14 protein-coding genes are annotated in these 16,988 nt (G+C 72.6%); 9 read left to right on the forward strand and 5 right to left on the reverse strand.

Translation table 11 applies throughout. From position 1 onward, the window contains the following. The first annotated feature begins 38 nt into the window (after positions 1 to 38). Positions 39 to 1,934, forward strand: coding sequence for a beta-propeller domain-containing protein (locus E0H26_RS24150; RefSeq protein WP_131307526.1), 1,896 nt, complete (start codon positions 39 to 41; stop codon positions 1,932 to 1,934). A 127-nt stretch (positions 1,935 to 2,061) separates the two neighbouring features. Here E0H26_RS24150 and E0H26_RS24155 read toward each other — a convergent pair whose 3' ends face one another. The 3 genes from E0H26_RS24155 to mobA form a co-directional block, all read right to left on the reverse strand. Next, the gene (locus E0H26_RS24155) at positions 2,062 to 3,135 is read right to left on the reverse strand and encodes a T3SS (YopN, CesT) and YbjN peptide-binding chaperone 1 (RefSeq protein WP_131307528.1); all 1,074 of its coding nucleotides are present in this window, start codon (positions 3,133 to 3,135) and stop codon (positions 2,062 to 2,064) included. A 222-nt stretch (positions 3,136 to 3,357) separates the two neighbouring features. Then, a complete protein-coding gene (locus E0H26_RS24160; protein ID WP_131307530.1) occupies positions 3,358 to 3,615 on the reverse strand; it encodes a DUF6457 domain-containing protein in 258 nt (85 codons plus the stop codon). Next, on the reverse strand, positions 3,612 to 4,340 hold the full coding sequence (gene mobA / locus E0H26_RS24165) for a molybdenum cofactor guanylyltransferase (protein WP_131307532.1): 729 nt from the start codon (positions 4,338 to 4,340) through the stop codon (positions 3,612 to 3,614). The genes E0H26_RS24160 and mobA overlap by 4 nt, the downstream gene beginning before the upstream one ends. Before the next feature lie 282 nt (positions 4,341 to 4,622). Between mobA and fdhD the strand changes: the two genes are divergently transcribed. Then, on the forward strand, positions 4,623 to 5,474 hold the full coding sequence (gene fdhD, locus E0H26_RS24170; protein WP_131307534.1) for a formate dehydrogenase accessory sulfurtransferase FdhD: 852 nt from the start codon (positions 4,623 to 4,625) through the stop codon (positions 5,472 to 5,474). Positions 5,475 to 5,483: 9 nt separating this feature from the next. On the opposite strand, the gene E0H26_RS24175 is transcribed toward fdhD, so the two are convergent. Then, the gene (locus E0H26_RS24175) at positions 5,484 to 6,197 is read right to left on the reverse strand and encodes a GAP family protein (RefSeq protein ID WP_131307536.1); all 714 of its coding nucleotides are present in this window, start codon (positions 6,195 to 6,197) and stop codon (positions 5,484 to 5,486) included. Between the two features lie 147 nt (positions 6,198 to 6,344). Further along, positions 6,345 to 7,382 carry a DUF4192 domain-containing protein gene (locus E0H26_RS24180; RefSeq protein ID WP_131307538.1) on the reverse strand — a complete coding sequence of 346 codons (1,038 nt, stop codon included), beginning with the start codon at positions 7,380 to 7,382 and terminating at the stop codon, positions 6,345 to 6,347. A 228-nt stretch (positions 7,383 to 7,610) separates the two neighbouring features. On the opposite strand from E0H26_RS24180, the gene E0H26_RS24185 reads away from it, so the two are divergent. The 7 genes from E0H26_RS24185 (at position 7,611) to E0H26_RS24215 (ending at position 16,650) form a co-directional block, all read left to right on the forward strand. Then, positions 7,611 to 8,525, forward strand: coding sequence for a fructosamine kinase family protein (locus E0H26_RS24185; protein ID WP_131307540.1), 915 nt, complete (start codon positions 7,611 to 7,613; stop codon positions 8,523 to 8,525). Next, positions 8,522 to 9,535, forward strand: coding sequence for a GTP 3',8-cyclase MoaA (gene moaA, locus E0H26_RS24190; protein ID WP_131307542.1), 1,014 nt, complete (start codon positions 8,522 to 8,524; stop codon positions 9,533 to 9,535). The genes E0H26_RS24185 and moaA overlap by 4 nt, the downstream gene beginning before the upstream one ends. Positions 9,536 to 9,537: 2 nt before the next feature. After that, positions 9,538 to 9,786, forward strand: coding sequence for a MoaD/ThiS family protein (locus E0H26_RS24195; RefSeq protein ID WP_131307544.1), 249 nt, complete (start codon positions 9,538 to 9,540; stop codon positions 9,784 to 9,786). Positions 9,787 to 9,799: 13 nt separating this feature from the next. After that, positions 9,800 to 11,080: a metallophosphoesterase gene (locus E0H26_RS24200; protein ID WP_131307546.1), complete on the forward strand. Its 1,281-nt coding sequence runs from the start codon at positions 9,800 to 9,802 to the stop codon at positions 11,078 to 11,080. A 62-nt stretch (positions 11,081 to 11,142) separates the two neighbouring features. Continuing rightward, positions 11,143 to 14,340, forward strand: a complete 3,198-nt coding sequence (locus E0H26_RS24205; protein ID WP_131307548.1) for a UvrD-helicase domain-containing protein — start codon at positions 11,143 to 11,145, stop codon at positions 14,338 to 14,340. A gap of 132 nt (positions 14,341 to 14,472) precedes the next feature. Then, positions 14,473 to 15,246: an LppU/SCO3897 family protein gene (locus E0H26_RS30640; protein ID WP_131307550.1), complete on the forward strand. Its 774-nt coding sequence runs from the start codon at positions 14,473 to 14,475 to the stop codon at positions 15,244 to 15,246. Positions 15,247 to 15,408: 162 nt separating this feature from the next. Further along, positions 15,409 to 16,650, forward strand: coding sequence for an ATP-binding protein (locus E0H26_RS24215; protein ID WP_131307552.1), 1,242 nt, complete (start codon positions 15,409 to 15,411; stop codon positions 16,648 to 16,650). Positions 16,651 to 16,988: the final 338 nt, after the last annotated feature.

The raw sequence follows: 16,988 nt of genomic DNA on the forward strand, positions 1-16,988 counted from the left end.
TACGGAACCGGATGCGGCCGTCCCGCGTCGAACCGGCCATGAAACGGGGAAGCAAAGTCGTCGCGGCCGGGAGCACCCTACTTGCCCTGGCCCTGCTCGCCGGCAGCACGGCTGCTTCGGCGCCGGAACGGCCGACCGGGCCGGTGATGGTGCCAGCGGCCGGTCTGATCTCCTTCGACTCCTGCGCCGACGCCCTCACCGAACTGCGCGCCGCCGCCCGCGAGTCGGTCGGCCCGTACGGGTTCGAGGGCGCCACGCTGTTCGGCGACCGGGCGGCCGTCGCCGCCACCGGGGCGGAGGCGAGGAGCCAGGCGGGCGGCAGCGCCGCGCCGGAGTACTCCACGACCAACAACCACGAGGCCGGCGCGGACGAGCCGGACGTGGTGAAGACCGACGGGCGACGCATCGTCACGGTCACCGGCGGCGTCCTGCGGGTGATCGACCCGGGCAGTCGACGGATCATCGGTCACCTCGACCTGCCCGGCGACGAGCCGGCGCACTGGGTGCCGTACCGCCTGCTGCTGCTCGGTGACCGAGCGCTGGTGCTCGCGGACGGGGCCCAGTTCATCGCCGCCGACCGGGCCTGGCCGGGGGCGTCGGCCGAGGCGGCGCGCCTGTTCCTGGTCGACCTGGCCGGTGCGCCCACGGTGATCGGCACGTACCGGATCGGGGGCAGCCTGCTCGACGCCCGGCTGACCGGCGGCACCGCCCGGGTCGTGATCCGGTCCGCGCCGCAGTTCGAGTTCCCGCTCGACGGCGACGGCAGCGAGCGGGCCCGGACCAGGAAGAACCGCGCGGTGATCGACCGCGCCGGCGTCGAGTCCTGGCTGCCGGCGTACGAGTGGACGGCCGGCGCCGAGCGGCACACCGGGCGGGTCGACTGCGATCGGCTGAGCCGTCCGAAGCGGATGACCGGCGCCTCGATGCTCACCGTGCTCAGTTTCGACGTCGGCGCCGACCGGCTGGGCAACGGCGATCCGGTCAGCGTCGCCGCCGACGCGACCACGGTCTACGGCACGGCGACCAGCCTCTACCTCGCCGGCCAACAGCCGCGACGGGAGGCCGGTCTGCTCCGCTGGCGGCCCACCGTCCGCGACCAGATCACCGAGATCTACCAGTTCGACACCGGCGCGCCGGGCCGACCCCGCTATCTCGCCGCCGGTTCCGTACCGGGCTGGCTGATCAACCAGTACGCGCTGTCCGAATGGGACGGGCACCTGCGGGTGGCCACCACCGTCGGCGACGTCTGGGGCGAGGGACGCCGATCCGAGTCGACCGTACGCACACTGCGCCGCGACGGCGGGTCGCTGGTGCCGGTCGGGGCGGTCGGCGGGCTCGGGCGGGGCGAACGCATCTACTCGGTGCGCTATCTCGGGCCGCTCGCGTACGTGGTGACCTTCCGGCAGACCGACCCGCTCTACTCGCTCGACCTGACCGACCCGGCCGCCCCGGTGGTGACCGGCGAGCTGAAGATCACCGGCTACTCGGCGTACCTGCACCCGCTGCCCGACGGGCGACTGCTCGGCGTGGGTCAGGAGGCCGACGCGCAGGGGCGTACGGAGGGCGTGCAGGTGTCCCTCTTCGACGTCCGCGATCCGACCCGGCCGACCCGCCTGGACCAGTGGCACCTGCCCTCCGGATGGTCCGCCGTCGAGTACAACCCGCACGCCTTCCTCTACTGGCCGCACACGGGCCTGGTGGTGCTGCCGGTCGACGACGGCCTACGGCTGCTGCGGGTCACCGACAACAAGATCGACGAGATCGGCCGGATCGCCCACCCGAACGTGACACCCAGCTCAGGAAGGGCCATCATGTGGCCTTCCGCACACCGGTCACTGATGATCGGCGACGTCCTCTGGACCGTCTCCGAAGCCGGCCTGCGGGCCACCGATCCGGCCACGGCCCGAAGCCTCGACTGGATCCCGACGACCTGAATCTCCCTCCCCCGAGGGGTGGGGCTCGGTTTCTCGGGGTTTCCGGGCCCCACCCCTCGACCTCAATCCCAGTTCCGGCCCGCAGACCGGAACTGGGTCGAGCCGGGCGAGAACCGGCCGACCACCCTCACAGGTACATGCCGGTGCGGTGCTCACCCCGACCCGGTTTGTCCCCCTCGCCGAAGAAGCGCTTGCCGCCGAACTCGCCGTGCAGCCGGTCGTCCAACTCGTCGGCCAGGCCGGTCATCACCTGTACGGCGAGCATCAGATGGGTGGGCTGGAAATTGCGGCCGAAGACCGGGATCGACGCCCAGACGGTGTCGTCGGCGCAGTAGAGACGCCCGATCGGCATCCGGTTGGTCAGCTCGGAGAGTTTGACGTACAACCGCTCGGTGGGCTCGACCTCGGTGAGCACCGGCGAGAAGACGTCGACCAGCGGCGGGTTGTCGCGTACCCGGACGAAGACCATCGCCGAGCCGGCGCGGATGTTGATGTCGCCGTCGGAGTCCACCTGGACCCGGTCGGAGTCGGACTTGAGCATGGTCGACACGACCGTCCGGACCCGCTCGGCCAGTTCCAGCACCTCGCTGTCCGCGCCGGAGCCACCGGTCAGCGCCTCCGCCAGCTCGGTCTCGATCTCCCGACCCGTGCCGAACTCACTGCGCGCGGTGCCCAGCGGCTCACCGGGCAACGGCTCGCCGTCGGCGTCCACGACCACGTAGACCAGGAACGCCGGGTGCGGGGCGCCGTAGATGTCGCGCAGCGTACGCGAGAGCAGAGCAGCCAGCCGGCTGCTCTCGTCCACCGCACAGTGCAGGCCGAACTGGTCGCCCGAGCCCGCAAGCACCCCCGGCGGCGACCAGCCCAACGCGACCATGTCGGCCACGGCCGCCCGGTCCAACCGGTAGCCCTGCGGCAGGGTCGCGTTGCCCACCGCCCGAGCCGACAGACCACCTTCCTCGGCGACCTCGATGCTGACGGAGTAGACGGCGTCGTCGATGCCGGAGGCCGTCGGGTCGAGGGTCAACTCCAGGTGGGCTCCCGGCGGCAGGGCGGCCAACCGGTCGGCCAACGCCCGGGCGAACTCCCGCCACGCGTGGGTCACCTTCGCCCGCAGGTCGGCCGTGCTCGGCTCATCGAGCAGGATCGACTCGTGGTGTGCCGGCGTGCCGGGCGGTACCGAGGGGTGGTCTGCCGTCATGATCGCCTCCGTCCGTTCCGGCCACCCTACCCAGCCGGCCGCCGGGACGGATCAGCCCGGACCGTGATCGGACAGCCACCCCCGCGCCGGTCGGCCGGCGCTGTGATCACCACCGAGTTCGAGCGGCAGTCCGGTCAGCCCGGGTTGCGGTCGTCGCCCAGTTCGACCGGCTCTCCGGTCAGCCGGCGTTGCGGTCGCCACCCTGTTCGACCGGCTCTCCGGTCAGCCCGGGTTGCGGTCGCCACCCAGTTCGACCGGCCAGGTGCCGGCCAGTTCGGTCAGCCGGGCCGCCGCCGTGGCCGGATCCGCACCCCGCCCGACGGCCAGGCCGAGCAGGTAGGCGCTGACCGGGGCACCCGGCCGGAGCACCTGATGGGCCACGTCTCGGGCCAGGTCGAGCACGGCCTGTACCGGCACGTCGGCCGGGTCGACACCCAACTCGGCACCGGCCGCCGTGAGCCAGTCGTCCATCACCGTCATCGCGACCACTCCTCCGCCCGCCGCAGGTCCCGCTCAGTGTCGCAGTCGAACCACGGCGGCGGGCCCTCACCGGACCACGTCATTTCGCGCACGGCCAGCCCGGCGAGCAACTCCCGCAGGGAGGCGCCGGCCAACTCGCCACGCCGTACGGTCAGCCGGTCGAGGGCCGCGCGCAACGCCGCCGGGCGCCACACCCCACAGAGCGGCTGCCGCCGTCCGGACTGGTCGACGTAACAGACCCCGTCGACCTCGGCGTCCGCGTCCCGGCCGGTCCCGGTGCGGTACGACCGGACGGCGAGTCGCGGGTCGACGCCCGCCTGGCCGTCGACTCCCGCCGCGCCGTCGAGGGTGCCCTCTCCCACCGACGTGCTGGCCGGGGTGGGCGGCGGGCCGTCGAGCTGGCGCAACAGTTCGCCGACGGCCGGGCCGGTCAGCAACGGCAGGTCGGCCGCGAGCAGGGCAACCGCCGCCACGTCGGCGTCGAGCAGGGCCAGCCCGGCCGCAGTGGCCGCCACCGGCCCACCGCCGGGCGGCGACTCCCGGACCAGCCGTACGCCGGCCGGGGCCGGCCCGGGGCCGACCAGGATCCGGGGCGACGCGTCGGCCACCGCCGCGAGCACCCGCTCGCGCATCGGCACACCACCGACCGGCAGAGCTGGTTTGTCCAGTCCGCCCATCCGGCGGGCCGCGCCTCCGGCGAGCACCACCGCCGCGTACGCCCTCACCGGGCCACCGTAGCCCGCCGCCCCTCCCCCTGACCGTCCCGGCCGGACGGTGGCTGGCGAGTTGGGCGGGCGGTGGGCTGGTCAGGCGCTGGGTGCCCTGTTCGCAGTCAGCACGTCACGAGTGCCGGCTGCCCGGGTGGTCCGGCCACCGGGCCGCAGGCTGGTCGGTAGCCGGGTGGCAGGGCGCTGGCCGGTCGCGGGGTGGGCGGGCAGTGGGGTGGGCAGTCGGGTGGGCAGCGGGGTGGGCGGGCGGTGGGGTGGGGGTCGGGGCAGGATGGTGGGGTGGGACGGGCTACTGACCGCCGCGTGGTGCTCCGCGTGGACCTCGACGCCGCCGACGGGCGCACGCTGACCCGCCGGCCGGACACCCTCGCCGCCGAGGAGCCGCTGGAGATCCGGGTCGGTGCGGCCGGACCGGCTCGCCGCCGCCCGCTCGCCGTCACCATGCGTACGCCCGGCGCCGATCTGGACCTGGCGCTCGGCTTCCTGCTCACCGAGGGGCTGATCCGGTCGGCGGACGACGTGTCCACCGCGCAGTTGTGTGCCGGCGCGGAGACCCCGAACACGTACAACGTGGTGGACGTGGCGCTGGCGCCCGGCGTGCCGGAGCCGGCTGTCGAGGCGAGCCGACAGTTCCTCACCACCAGCGCCTGCGGCGTCTGTGGCAAGGAGAGCATCGAGGCGGTACGGACCCGTTCGCGCTACGAGGTGGCCGGCGACCCGCTGACCGTAGCGGCGGAGTTGCTGGCCGAGTTGCCGCAGCGGCTGCGCGCCGGGCAGCAGGGCTTCGACCGCACCGGCGGGCTGCACGCCGCAGGTCTGTTCACCGGCGACGGCGACCTGGTGGTGCTACGCGAGGACGTGGGCCGGCACAACGCGGTGGACAAGGTCGTCGGCTGGGCGGTACGCGAGCGACGGCTGCCGTTGGCCGGGCACGTCCTGCTCGTCTCCGGACGGGCCAGCTTCGAGCTGACCCAGAAGGCGTGGATGGCCGGCGTACCCCTGCTCGCGGCGGTCTCCGCGCCCAGCACGCTCGCGGTCGACCTCGCCGCCGAAGCCGGCCTGACCCTGGTCGGCTTCCTGCGCGGCCGAACCATGAACGTCTACGCCGCCCCACACCGGGTGACCGGCTGACGTCCCCGCTCAGCGGTTCGTGAACAGCATCTCGAACAGTCCGAGCCGGACGGCCGCGTCCCGGGCGATCAGGAAGCCGGCGATGCCGAGCACCCAGCCGAGCATGCTGCCGGACGACTTCACGATCCACGCGTTGAGCCGGGCGAGCACCGGTTCGACCAGCCTCGGCCAGGCCACTCGCGCGCCCAGCAGCACCATCGCCGGCAACACCATCACCAGGCAGTACCCACCCAACAGGGCCACCACCGTCGGCACGCCCAGACCCGAGGTGGTCAGCAGGCCGAGGGCACCGAGGTACGGCAGCATCGTCGCCACCTCGGCGAGCGCGGCGAACAACGCCAGCCCGACCAGCCACCGTGGTGAGGCGTCACCGGCGGTCACCCGATCCCGCCAACGCAGCACCCGGCCGGTCCCGGCACCTCGCTTGCCGTCGTACCGGAAACTCAACAGCAGCAGGCCGACCCCGAGCACGAGTTGGCCCCAGAGCACCGGCCGGTTGTCCAGCGCGCCGCCCAACACCTCGGCCAGGCCACTGCCCCCGAAATAGAGCGCCAGCCCCCCCACGAAATAGAACCCGGCGATGGTGCCCAGGTAGGCCAACACTCGCCGGACGCTGACCGGACCGGACGCCAGCAGCAGCCAGACCGGGATGAACAACGTGCCGATGCTGGTGCTGTCGATCAGGGCGAGCCCGGCGAGGGAGAGCAGCAGCGCGGCGCTCATGCGTACCCCGGCGCTGGTTCGGACATCTGCCGATTATCCAGCATCGCTGACTGACCGCGCTGTCCCAAGGGCGATGCCTGCCGCTGCGCTGTCGTGCCCCGTCCGGTGCCGCACTGTCGTGGCTCACCCCCTGGCTCATCCCGTGGCTCATCGTGGGCGGCGGCGCGACCGGCGCCGCTTTCGGCTCGGCGGCATCGTCGGCCCGCTGACCGGCCAACCGTCGAGCCGGGACGGGGGCACACCGCGCCGGAGCAGGTCGTCGATCAGCAGGGCGAGCGAGTAGTCGGCGTGCTCGGCCAGCACCCGCTCCAACGCCACCGCCGCCAACGCACCCTGCCCGGCCCGCCAGGCGGCGAAGGCCAGCAGCGCGCCGGGCGCCCCGATCAGCCCCGGCTCGGCCCGACGCAGCAACTCGGTCCAGAACGCCACGTCCTCGTCCCGGCCGTCGGTGCGCTCCCAGGCGTGGTCGCGTACCGGGAGGTGGGTCAGCAGCACGCACAGCCAGGCCACCTCGTCGTCGGTGAGGTGCTCGCCGTTGCCGTACCGGCGCCGGGCGACGCGGTACGCCGCCACCCCGGCCGTCCGCAGGGCCCGTGCGCCGAGCAGATCCGTCGGGGGCGCCGCCGCCAGCAACTCGGTCAACCGCTGCTCGGCCCGCTCGGTGGCCTGCCGAATGGCCATCCCGCCGATCGGAGCCACCTGGGCCACCAGGGCCGCCCGGTCGGGCAGCGCGACCTGGCCGGCGAAGACGGCCGCCGCCGGTACCGCGCTGCCCCGTGGGTCGTACGCGGTTCCCTCCGGCGGGCAGCACTCGGGTTCCGTACAGAGGTATGACCACCACCGCCCGTCGGTGACCCGCAGTGCGTCGAGGACGGCCAACCCGGCGACGGTCAGCGCACCCCGGACCGCGTCGAGCGCCGGGGTCACCTGCGCAGCCGGGCCGTACCCGATCACGGTGGCGGAGTCGGCGCCCTGCTGGGCGGTCACCGCAGCGATGTGCCGGGCCGCCTCGCCGTGGTCAACATCGCCGGGCAGGTCCCCCCGGGCGGCGAAGACGACCCGGGAGCCGGACATCGCCACCACCACGACGCTGTCGGTCGGATGGAAGCCGAGCAGGTACGGCACCGCGGCGATCAGGTCGGCGGGCGAGCGGACGGTCAGCCGGGGAATCTCCGTCGAGTTCATGCGGCCAGAGTGCGAGCCGGCCGGTACGCACCGCTGCCCCTGTGGATGACACGCCGGTTATCCACAGCTACCCACCGTATTTCCCCTGCTCCTGGGAAATCTCCACGGTCCGTCGCCCACCTGCACCCGCCCGCCCTGCCTGGCACGGTGTTAACAAGGGGCCCTTCCTCTACCGGAGGCGTTAAGAAGGTGCCCTTCCTTCTCGCCGGAGGCGATACCTTGCGGGGCATGGATCTGGCGTACCTGCGGGCGCATCCGGAGCACCTGCCGACCTTCCTGACCCACCAGCGGATCCGGGAGACGCCGGTCGGCGGCGGCGACATCTGCGTGGCGTCCCGACTGACGCTGGACGACGGCCACTCGGTCTTCACCAAGACGTGGCCGGAGCAGGCGGGGCGGCCGGTGCCGGAGGGCTTCTTCGCCACCGAGGCGGCCGGGCTGCGCTGGCTGCGGGCGGCCGACGCGGTCGCGGTGCCGGAGGTGCTGGTGGCGTTGCCCGAGTTGCTCGCGTTGGAGTGGATCGAGCCGGGCGAGGCCAGCGCCGACGCCGCCGAACGCTTCGGCCGGGAACTCGCCGGGCTGCACCGGGCCGGCGCACCGACCTTCGGGGCGTCGTGGCCCGGTTTCATCGGGGCGCTGCCGGCGGACAACACCCCGCACGACGGCCCCTGGGCGGACTGGTTCGCCCAGGCGAGGCTGCTGCCCTACCTGCGCCGCTCGGTCGACAACGCAGCCCTGGACGGCACCGCTGTGACCCTGGTCGAGCAGGTCGTCACCCGGATCGGTGAGTTCGGTGGGGACGAACCGCCAGCGCGGATTCACGGCGACCTGTGGCCCGGCAATCTGCTCTGGGGCGCCGACGACCGGGTCTGGTTGGTCGACCCGGCCGCCCACGGCGGGCACCGGGAAACCGATCTCGCGCAACTCGCGCTGTTCGGCGGCCCGCCGCACGCCGATCGGATCACGGCCGCGTACGACGAAGCCTGGCCGTTGGCCGATGGTTGGCGGCAGCGGCTGCCACTGCACCAGCTGCACCTGATGCTCGTGCACACCGCTTTGTTCGGAAGTGCTTACCGAGATTCGGTCATCGGGCTCGCCCGAGCCACCCTGAGCGGGTCCGGGCGCGCTACGGTCAACGGATGAGTGTCGCGCCGCCGACCGGCGGCCCCCTCGTCGACCGGTACGGCCGGATCGCTCGGGACCTGCGGGTCTCCCTGACCGACAAGTGCAACCTGCGCTGCACGTACTGCATGCCCGCCGAAGGGCTGCCCTGGTTGGCCGGGCAGCAGCTGCTCACCGACGACGAGGTGATCCGGCTGATCCGGGTCGCGGTGCACCGGCTCGGCGTCGACGAGGTCCGGTTCACCGGTGGTGAGCCACTGATCCGCCCCGGCCTGGTGCACATCGTCACGGCCGTGGCCGCACTCGATCCGCGTCCCCGGATCTCGTTGACCACCAACGGCATCGGCCTGGCCCGGCTGGCGCCGGCGCTGGGCGCCGCCGGACTGGACCGGGTGAACGTCTCGCTGGACACTCTGGACCGTGAGCGCTTCGTCCGGCTCACCAGACGGGACCGCCTGGCCGACGTGCTCGCCGGCCTGGCCGGTGCGGCTGCCGCCGGGCTCACCCCGGTCAAGGTCAACAGCGTGCTGATGCGCGGTGTCAACGACGACGAGGCACCGGCGTTGCTCCGCTTCGCCCTCGACCACGGCTACGAGCTGCGGTTCATCGAACAGATGCCGCTGGACGCACAGCACGGCTGGGACCGCGCGAGCATGGTCACCGCGGCGCAGATCCTGGCCGCCCTGCGCAGCGCGTACGAGCTGAGCCCGGATCCGGCCGCACGCGGCGCGGCACCGGCCGAGACCTGGCTGGTGGACGGCGGCCCGGCCCGGGTCGGCGTGATCGGCACCGTGACCCGGCCCTTCTGTGGCGACTGCGACCGGACCCGGCTGACCGCCGACGGCCAGGTCCGCAACTGTCTGTTCGCCACCGAGGAGGCGGACCTGCGCGGGGCGTTGCGCGCCGGGGCCGACGACGACGAGTTGGCCCGGCGTTGGTTGGCCGCGACCTGGGGCAAGCGGGCCGGGCACGGCATCGACGACCCGACGTTCCTGCAACCCGCCAGGCCGATGTCGGCCATCGGAGGCTGACCATGGCAACCGTCACCGTTCGTTACTTCGCTGGTGCGCGGGCCGCTGCCGGCCGCAGCGAGGAAACCGTTTCCGCCGGTCGTACTCTTGACGCGTTGTTGACGGAACTGGCCGAGCGACACGGGGAGCGACTGGTCGGCGTGCTGGCGGTGGCGAGTTTTCTGGTCGACGGCGTGACCTGTCATGATCGTGACAAACCGCTGCCGGCCGGAGTGACGATCGACGTCCTACCGCCCTTCGCCGGCGGCTGAGGGGAATTCACACGTGTTCGCGGTACTCGGTTTCGTGGCCACTCTTGCCCTGGTGACCGGGCTGATCCATCTCTACCTGTGGAAGCGGCTGGTCAAGGACACCACCAAGGCGGGGCCCTGGCGGCGGATCGGGACGGTCACCGCGCTGGTGTTGGCGCTGCTCGTACCGGCGACCATGGTCGGCACGCGCGCGGGCATGTACTGGCTGGCCTGGCCGGGCTACGTCTGGCTCGCGCTGATGTTCTACCTGCTGGTGATCCTCGTGGTGCTGGAGATCCCGATGCTGGTGACCCGGCTGGTGCTGCGCCGCCGGGCGGCGGTGGCCCCGCCGGAGCCGGTGCTGGTCGGTACGGCCGGCGCCCCGGCGACCGACGAGCCGGCACCGACCGGCACCCTGCCGACGGCCGACCAGGCGAGCCAACCGCCGGCCGCCGCCGCGTTCGGGCCGGACCACGATCCTGGGCGCCGGCTGCTGCTCGCCCGGGGTGCGGCGATCTTCGCCGGGCTGACCGCCGCCGGCCTGGTCGGCAGCGGCGTACGCACCGCGATGGGCCCACCTCAGCTGGACCGGGTGCAGATTCCGCTGGCGAAGCTGCCGCGCAGCATGGACGGCCTGCGGATCGCCACCGTCTCCGACATCCACATCGGGCCACTGCGCGGCCGGGTGCACACCGAGCGGATCGTCGCCGCCATCAACCGCCTGGACGCCGACATCGTCGCCGTCGTCGGCGACCTGGTCGACGGTACGGTGGCCGAGCTGGGCGAGGCGGCGGCACCCCTGCGTGGGCTGCGCGCCCGGCACGGCAGCTACTTCGTGACCGGCAACCACGAGTACTACTCGGGCGTCGAGGAGTGGGTGGCCGAGGTCGACCGGCTCGGGTTGCGGGTGTTGCAGAACCAGCGGCTGGAGATCGCCACCCGGGGTGGCGTACTCGACCTGGCCGGGGTCAACGACGTGAGCGCGGCCGGCACCGGAGTCTCCGCGCCGGCCGACTACGCCGCCGCGCTGGGCGACCGCGACCCGTCCCGGCCGGTGGTGCTGCTGGCCCACCAGCCGGTGGCCGCGTTCGAGGCGGCCAAGTACGACGTCGACCTGCAACTGTCCGGCCACACCCACGGCGGTCAGGTCGTCCCGTTCAACCTGCTGGTCAAGCTGGAACAGCCGGTGGTCTCCGGTCTCGGTGAGGTGGACGGCACGAAGGTGTACGTCACCAACGGCGCCGGCTTCTGGGGTCCGCCGGTACGGGTCGGTGCGGAGCCTCAGATCACTCTGGTGGAGTTGCGCTCGGCATAGCGCACCTCACCTTCCGAGCGTGGCGCCGAGCGGGAGCGCCGCCGGTCGTGGCAGGATGCGGCGTGCCCCCGTTCAGCGTCGTACCCCCCGGTGGCCTCCCGCCATTCGTCGCGGACCTGCACATCCACTCGAAATACTCGCGAGCGTGCAGCCGGGACCTGACCCTGCCGAACCTCGGCTGGTGGGCCCGGCGCAAGGGCATCGCGGTGCTCGGCACCGGCGATTTCACCCATCCCGCCTGGTACGACCACCTGCGCGAGACGCTGCATCCGGCCGAGCCCGGCCTGCACCGGCTGTCTCCGGAGATGGAACGGGACATCGCCCGCCGCCTGCCGCCCCGGCTGGCCAGCGAGGCTGATGCCGATCCGGTCCGGTTCATGCTCAGCGTGGAGATCTCCACGATCTACAAGCGGGACGACCGGACCCGCAAGGTGCACCACCTGATCTACCTGCCGGATCTGGACGCGGTGGGCCGGTTCAACGCCGCGCTGGGCCGGATCGGCAATCTCGGCTCGGACGGCCGGCCGATCCTCGGCCTGGACTCCCGCGACCTGCTGGAGATCACCCTGGAGGCAAGCCCCGACGGCTACCTGGTCCCGGCGCACATCTGGACCCCGTGGTTCTCCGCGCTGGGCTCGAAGTCCGGCTTCGACGCCATCGCCGACTGCTACGCCGACCTGGCCGAGCACATCTTCGCGGTGGAGACCGGGCTCTCCTCCGATCCGGAGATGAACTGGCGGGTCGGCAGCCTGGACCGCTACCGGCTGGTCTCCAACTCCGACGCGCACTCACCGCCCGCGCTGGCCCGCGAGGCCACCGTCTTCGCCGCACCCCGGGACTACTTCGGCATCCGCGAGGCGCTGCGCACCGGCGACGGGCTGGCCGGCACGATCGAGTTCTTCCCCGAGGAGGGCAAGTACCACGCCGACGGCCACCGGCTGTGCGGGGTGAACTGGGCGCCCGAGCGCACCCGGGAGGCCGGGGGTCGCTGCCCGGAGTGCGGCAAGCCGTTGACGGTGGGCGTACTCAGCCGGGTGGAGGAGTTGGCGGACCGCCCCGAGGGGTACCGGCCGGAGCACGCTCGCGAGGTGACCCACCTGATCCAGCTCGCCGAGATCCTCGGTGAGATCAACAAGGTCGGCCCACGCTCGAAGCGGGTCGAGGGGAAGCTCACCGAGCTGGTCGCCGGACTCGGTCCCGAGTTGGAGATCCTGACCCGTACGCCGCTGGACGAGATCGGCCGGGTCGGCGGCGAGTTGCTCGCCGAGGGCATCGGCCGGCTGCGGCGCGGCGAGGTGCGCCGGGTGCCCGGCTACGACGGCGAGTACGGCGTGATCACCCTGTTCGATCCGGCGGAGTTGGGCAGTGGCGGCGCCTCGGGCGGGCAGGAGACGCTGTTCGACGTGCCGGTGCCGGCCCAGCGTCGGCCCGCCGACTCACCGGTCAAGCCGGATGCCAAGGTCAAACGGCCGGCGCCGAAGGCCGAACCGAAGCGCAAGCCGGCCCCGCCGCCACCACCGATCGCGCCGCAGCCCTCCCCACACGAGCCGTTCGAGCCGATGCTCGCCGGCATGGAGGAGGTCGGCACCGGGCTGCTCGACCGGCTCGACGCGATGCAACGGGTAGCCGCTTCGGCACCTGGTGGCCCGCTACTGATCGTCGCCGGACCGGGTACCGGCAAGACCCGTACGCTGACCCACCGGATCGCGTACCTCTGCGCGGAGCTGAACGTCTTTCCCGAGCAGTGCCTGGCGATCACCTTCACCCGCCGGGCGGCCGAGGAACTGCGGCACCGCCTCGACGGCCTGCTCGGCCCGGTCGCCGAGGACGTCACGGTGGGCACCTTCCACTCGCTCGGGCTGAGCATCCTGCGGGAGAACGCGGAGGCGGCCGGCCTGCCGAACGACTTCCGGATCGCCGACGACGCCGAGCGGACGGCGGCCCGTACGGAGGCCGGCGACGACCCCGCCGGCTACGCCGCGCTGCTGCGCAAGCAGGGCATGGTCGACCTGGACGAGCTGCTCACCCTGCCGGTGGCGCTGCTGCGCGAGGACCGGCAGTTGGTCGAGCGGTACCGGAACCGCTGGCGGTGGATCTTCGTCGACGAGTACCAGGACGTCGACGCGGTGCAGTACGAGTTGCTGCGGCTGCTCAGCCCGGCCGACGGCAACCTCTGCGCGATCGGCGACCCGGACCAGGCGATCTACTCGTTCCGGGGCGCCGACGTCGGATACTTCCTGCGCTTCTCGCAGGACTTCACCGACGCCCGACTGGTCCGCCTCAACCGCAACTACCGCTCCTCGGCACCGATCCTGGCCGCCTCGGTGCAGGCCATCGCGCCGTCGTCGCTGGTCCGGGGCCGCCGGCTGGATCCGGCCCGGCTCGACCCGGAGGCCCCGCTGGTGGGCCGGTACGCCGCAGCCTCCGTCGCCGACGAGGCCGATTTCGTGGTACGCACCGTGGACGAACTGGTCGGTGGTCTCTCCCACCGGTCGCTGGACTCCGGCCGGATCGACGGCCGGTCGACCACCCTTTCCTTCTCCGACATCGCCGTGCTCTACCGGACCGACGCGCAGGCGGCCCCGATCGTGGACGCCCTGTCCCGGGCCAACATCCCGGTGCAGAAGCGTTCGCACGACCGGTTGCGGGACCGACCTGGGGTGCTGGCCATCGCGCGCGAGCTGCGGCACGCCTCGGGCCTGGACGGTGCCCTGCCCGCCCGGGTACGCCTGGCCGGACAGGTGCTCGCCGAGCGGTTCGCCATCCCCACCCTCGACGGTTCCGGCGGGGTACGCCCGGAGGACGTCCGAACGGCGGTGGACCTGCTCACGCCACTGGCCCGGCGGTGCGGCGACGACCTGGAGCTGTTCCTGTCCCAGTTGGCCACCGGCGCGGAGGTGGACGCCCTCGATCCGCGCGCCGAGGCGGTCACCCTGCTGACCCTGCACGCCGCCAAGGGCCTGGAGTTCCCGGTGGTCTTCCTGGTCGGCGCCGAGGACGGGCTGCTGCCGCTACGTTGGCCGGGCTCGGTGCCCGACGACGACGCGGTCGCCGAGGAACGCCGGTTGTTCTTCGTCGGCTTGACCCGGGCACAGGACCGGCTCTATGTCAGCCACGCGGCCTCCCGGGTCCGCCACGGGTCGGAACGCGACGCCCGGCCGTCACCGTTCCTCGACGTGATCGATCCCGGCCTGTTCGAGCGTCTCGGTGACAGCGCCGGCCCCCGCCGTCCGAAGGACCGCCAACTGCGGCTCATCTGACCTACCCGCCGATGGTTGACCGGGCTGCCGTGCGGGCCGAAGCCACCTGGCGCACACGCTACGGTGACGTGGGTAGTGGCGGGGGTTCTCGGTGATGACCCGCCGGGCTGCATCCCATCCAGGAGGGCGTGCATGGCGAACTACGGACCACCGGGCGGCGGCCCGCAGCCGTGGCAGGAGCCGCGATCCGGCGAGGTGCACGGCCGCGGTCAGGTCTACGGCTCGGGGCCGGGGTATGGGGCGGAGTCGACCTACGGTGGGGGGCCGCACCGACCCGGTGGGCCGGAGTACGGCCCCGGACCACATGGGCCCACCGGGCAGTACGGTGCACCGGGGCAGGGCGCGGACGGGCCCGGTTACGGTGCGTACCCGCCGGGCGGCCGGGGCCACCAGGACGACACGGCGGTCAACGCGTACGCCGGCCAACCGACGCCACCGCCGGAGCGTCGGCGCGGGCGTGCGCCGGTGATCGCCACGCTGGTGGCGGTGCTGGTGCTGGTGCTCGGCGGTGGGACGGCGTACTACCTGCTGGGGCAGGACGACGATGCGACGCCGACGGCGGTGGCCGCGCCGACCCAGGATCCGCCGCTACCGACCGCGGACCCGGATGAGGGCGACGAGCCCGAGCCGAGTACGCCGGCCAGCAACACGTCCACCGATCCCCGCTTCGTGCAGCAGGGCCAGTGCGTGCGCAACGACGCGCCGGCCGGCAGCAAGCCCAAGCTGTTGATCAGCGACTGCGTGCCGTCGACGTACGAGGTGTTGCGACGCTTCGACGGCAAGACCAGCGGCGAGAAGGACGCCGAGGCGAAGTGCGCCCAGGTCGACGGCTACACGAACTGGTACTTCTTCGACAGCGAGCTGGACTCTCTCGACTTCGTGCTCTGCCTGAAGCGGCGCGGCTGACCGACGCACCTGAAGCGGCTCCGGCGACCGACGATCGGTGAAACTAGTGCTGTCTAGCATGGACGCTAGACAGCACTAGTTTTATGTCGAGGGCCGACACGCCGGTAGCCTCGTCTATCGATGTCTAGCCTCTCGGCTAGACGGCCCGATACTCTGCGATTCGTGGATCCGGTCCGCAACCCGTACGCCCCCGGCGCCGGTCAGCGCCCGCCCGAGCTTGCCGGGCGGGGGCGGGAACTGGACGTCTTCGACATCGTGCTGGAACGGGTCGCCCGGGGCCGCCCCGAGCGCAGCCTGATGCTCACCGGCCTCCGGGGCGTAGGCAAGACCGTGCTGCTGAACACCCTTCGCTCGCAGGCGATCAACCGGCTCTGGGGCAGCGGCAAGATCGAGGCCCGGCCCGACCAGTCACTACGTCGACCGATCGCCGCCGCCCTGCACATGGCCGCCCGGGAACTCGCCCCACGGCACCGGGCACCGGAGCGGATCGACGCGTTCCTCGGGGTGCTCAAGGCCTTCGCCCAACGGGGCGCCCCCACCGGACGTGGCGGCGCCGCCCCCAAGTTGCGTGACCGGTGGCAGCCCGGCATCGACGTACCGGCGGCCAGCGGGCGCGCCGACTCCGGCGACATCGAGATCGACCTGGTGGAGCTGCTCACCGACGCCGCCTCGGTGGCCAGCGACGTCGGCACCGGGATCGCCATCTTCATCGACGAGATGCAGGACCTCGGGCCGGAGGAGGTCTCCGCGCTCTGCGCCGCCTGTCACGAACTGTCCCAACTCGGCGCACCGCTGATCGTGGTCGGTGCCGGGCTGCCACACCTGCCGGCGGTGCTGAGCGCGGCCAAGTCGTACTCCGAACGGCTTTTCCGTTACCAGCGCATCGACCGACTCGACCGGATCGCCGCCGACCACGCACTCTGCGCGCCAGCCGAGCGGGAAGATGTCGAGTACGAGGCAAAGGCGCTCGACCTGCTCTACGAGAAGTCCGGCGGATACCCGTACTTCGTCCAGGCGTACGGGAAGGCCACCTGGGACCATGCTCCCCGGTCGCCGATCACCGCCGCCGACGTACGGGTCGCCGCCCCCGAGGCCGAGGCGGAGTTGGCGGTGGGCTTCTTCGGCTCCCGCTTCGAGCGGGCCACCCCGGCCGAACGGGAGTACATGCGGGCGATGGCCGCACTCTCCCTGGTCGAGGGGGCGACGGACGGCGGCGGCCGGGACGACATGGACGCGGCCGTACCGACTGCGGAGATCGCCCGTGCGCTCGGCCGCAAGCCCGCCAGTCTCTCCCCGGCCCGCGACGCCCTGATCAAGAAGGGCCTGATCTACTCCGGAGAGCGCGGCACCGTCGCCTTCACCGTCCCGCACTTCGGCCGCTACCTCCGCACCCAACCCGCCTGACTGAGCTGTCCGCGACTGAGGACGGCAACAGGGCTGGCGGTCCTTGGCGCGCCTTGAGCGGCGACCTACTGACGGTGGCACGGCCGCCCTGTCGAGCTGAACCGCACGTGCCATCACGCCGAGCCTCGCGGCGACCAAACTGACGGTGGCACGGCCCTGTCGAGCTGAACCGCACGTGCCATCACGCCGAGCCTCGCGGCGACCAAACTGACGGTGGCACGGCCCTGTCGAGCTGAACCGCACGTGCCATCACGCCGAGCCTCGCGGCGACCAAACTGACGGTGGCACGGCCCTGTCGAGCTGAACCGCACGTGCCATCACGCCGAGCCTCGCGGCGA

It is taken from the genome of Micromonospora zingiberis (assembly GCF_004331455.1).
GTDB lineage: Bacteria > Actinomycetota > Actinomycetes > Mycobacteriales > Micromonosporaceae > Micromonospora > Micromonospora zingiberis.

Coding starts and splice junctions, on each gene's coding strand:
- E0H26_RS24155 (WP_131307528.1), bottom strand. CDS start 3,135: ATGACGGCAGACCACCCCTCGGTACCGCCCGGCACGCCGGCACACCAC.
- E0H26_RS24185 (WP_131307540.1), top strand. CDS start 7,611: ATGGATCTGGCGTACCTGCGGGCGCATCCGGAGCACCTGCCGACCTTC.
- moaA (WP_131307542.1), top strand. CDS start 8,522: ATGAGTGTCGCGCCGCCGACCGGCGGCCCCCTCGTCGACCGGTACGGC.
- E0H26_RS24160 (WP_131307530.1), bottom strand. CDS start 3,615: ATGACGGTGATGGACGACTGGCTCACGGCGGCCGGTGCCGAGTTGGGT.
- E0H26_RS24180 (WP_131307538.1), bottom strand. CDS start 7,382: ATGAACTCGACGGAGATTCCCCGGCTGACCGTCCGCTCGCCCGCCGAC.
- E0H26_RS24195 (WP_131307544.1), top strand. CDS start 9,538: ATGGCAACCGTCACCGTTCGTTACTTCGCTGGTGCGCGGGCCGCTGCC.
- E0H26_RS24150 (WP_131307526.1), top strand. CDS start 39: ATGAAACGGGGAAGCAAAGTCGTCGCGGCCGGGAGCACCCTACTTGCC.
- E0H26_RS24175 (WP_131307536.1), bottom strand. CDS start 6,197: ATGAGCGCCGCGCTGCTGCTCTCCCTCGCCGGGCTCGCCCTGATCGAC.
- E0H26_RS30640 (WP_131307550.1), top strand. CDS start 14,473: ATGGCGAACTACGGACCACCGGGCGGCGGCCCGCAGCCGTGGCAGGAG.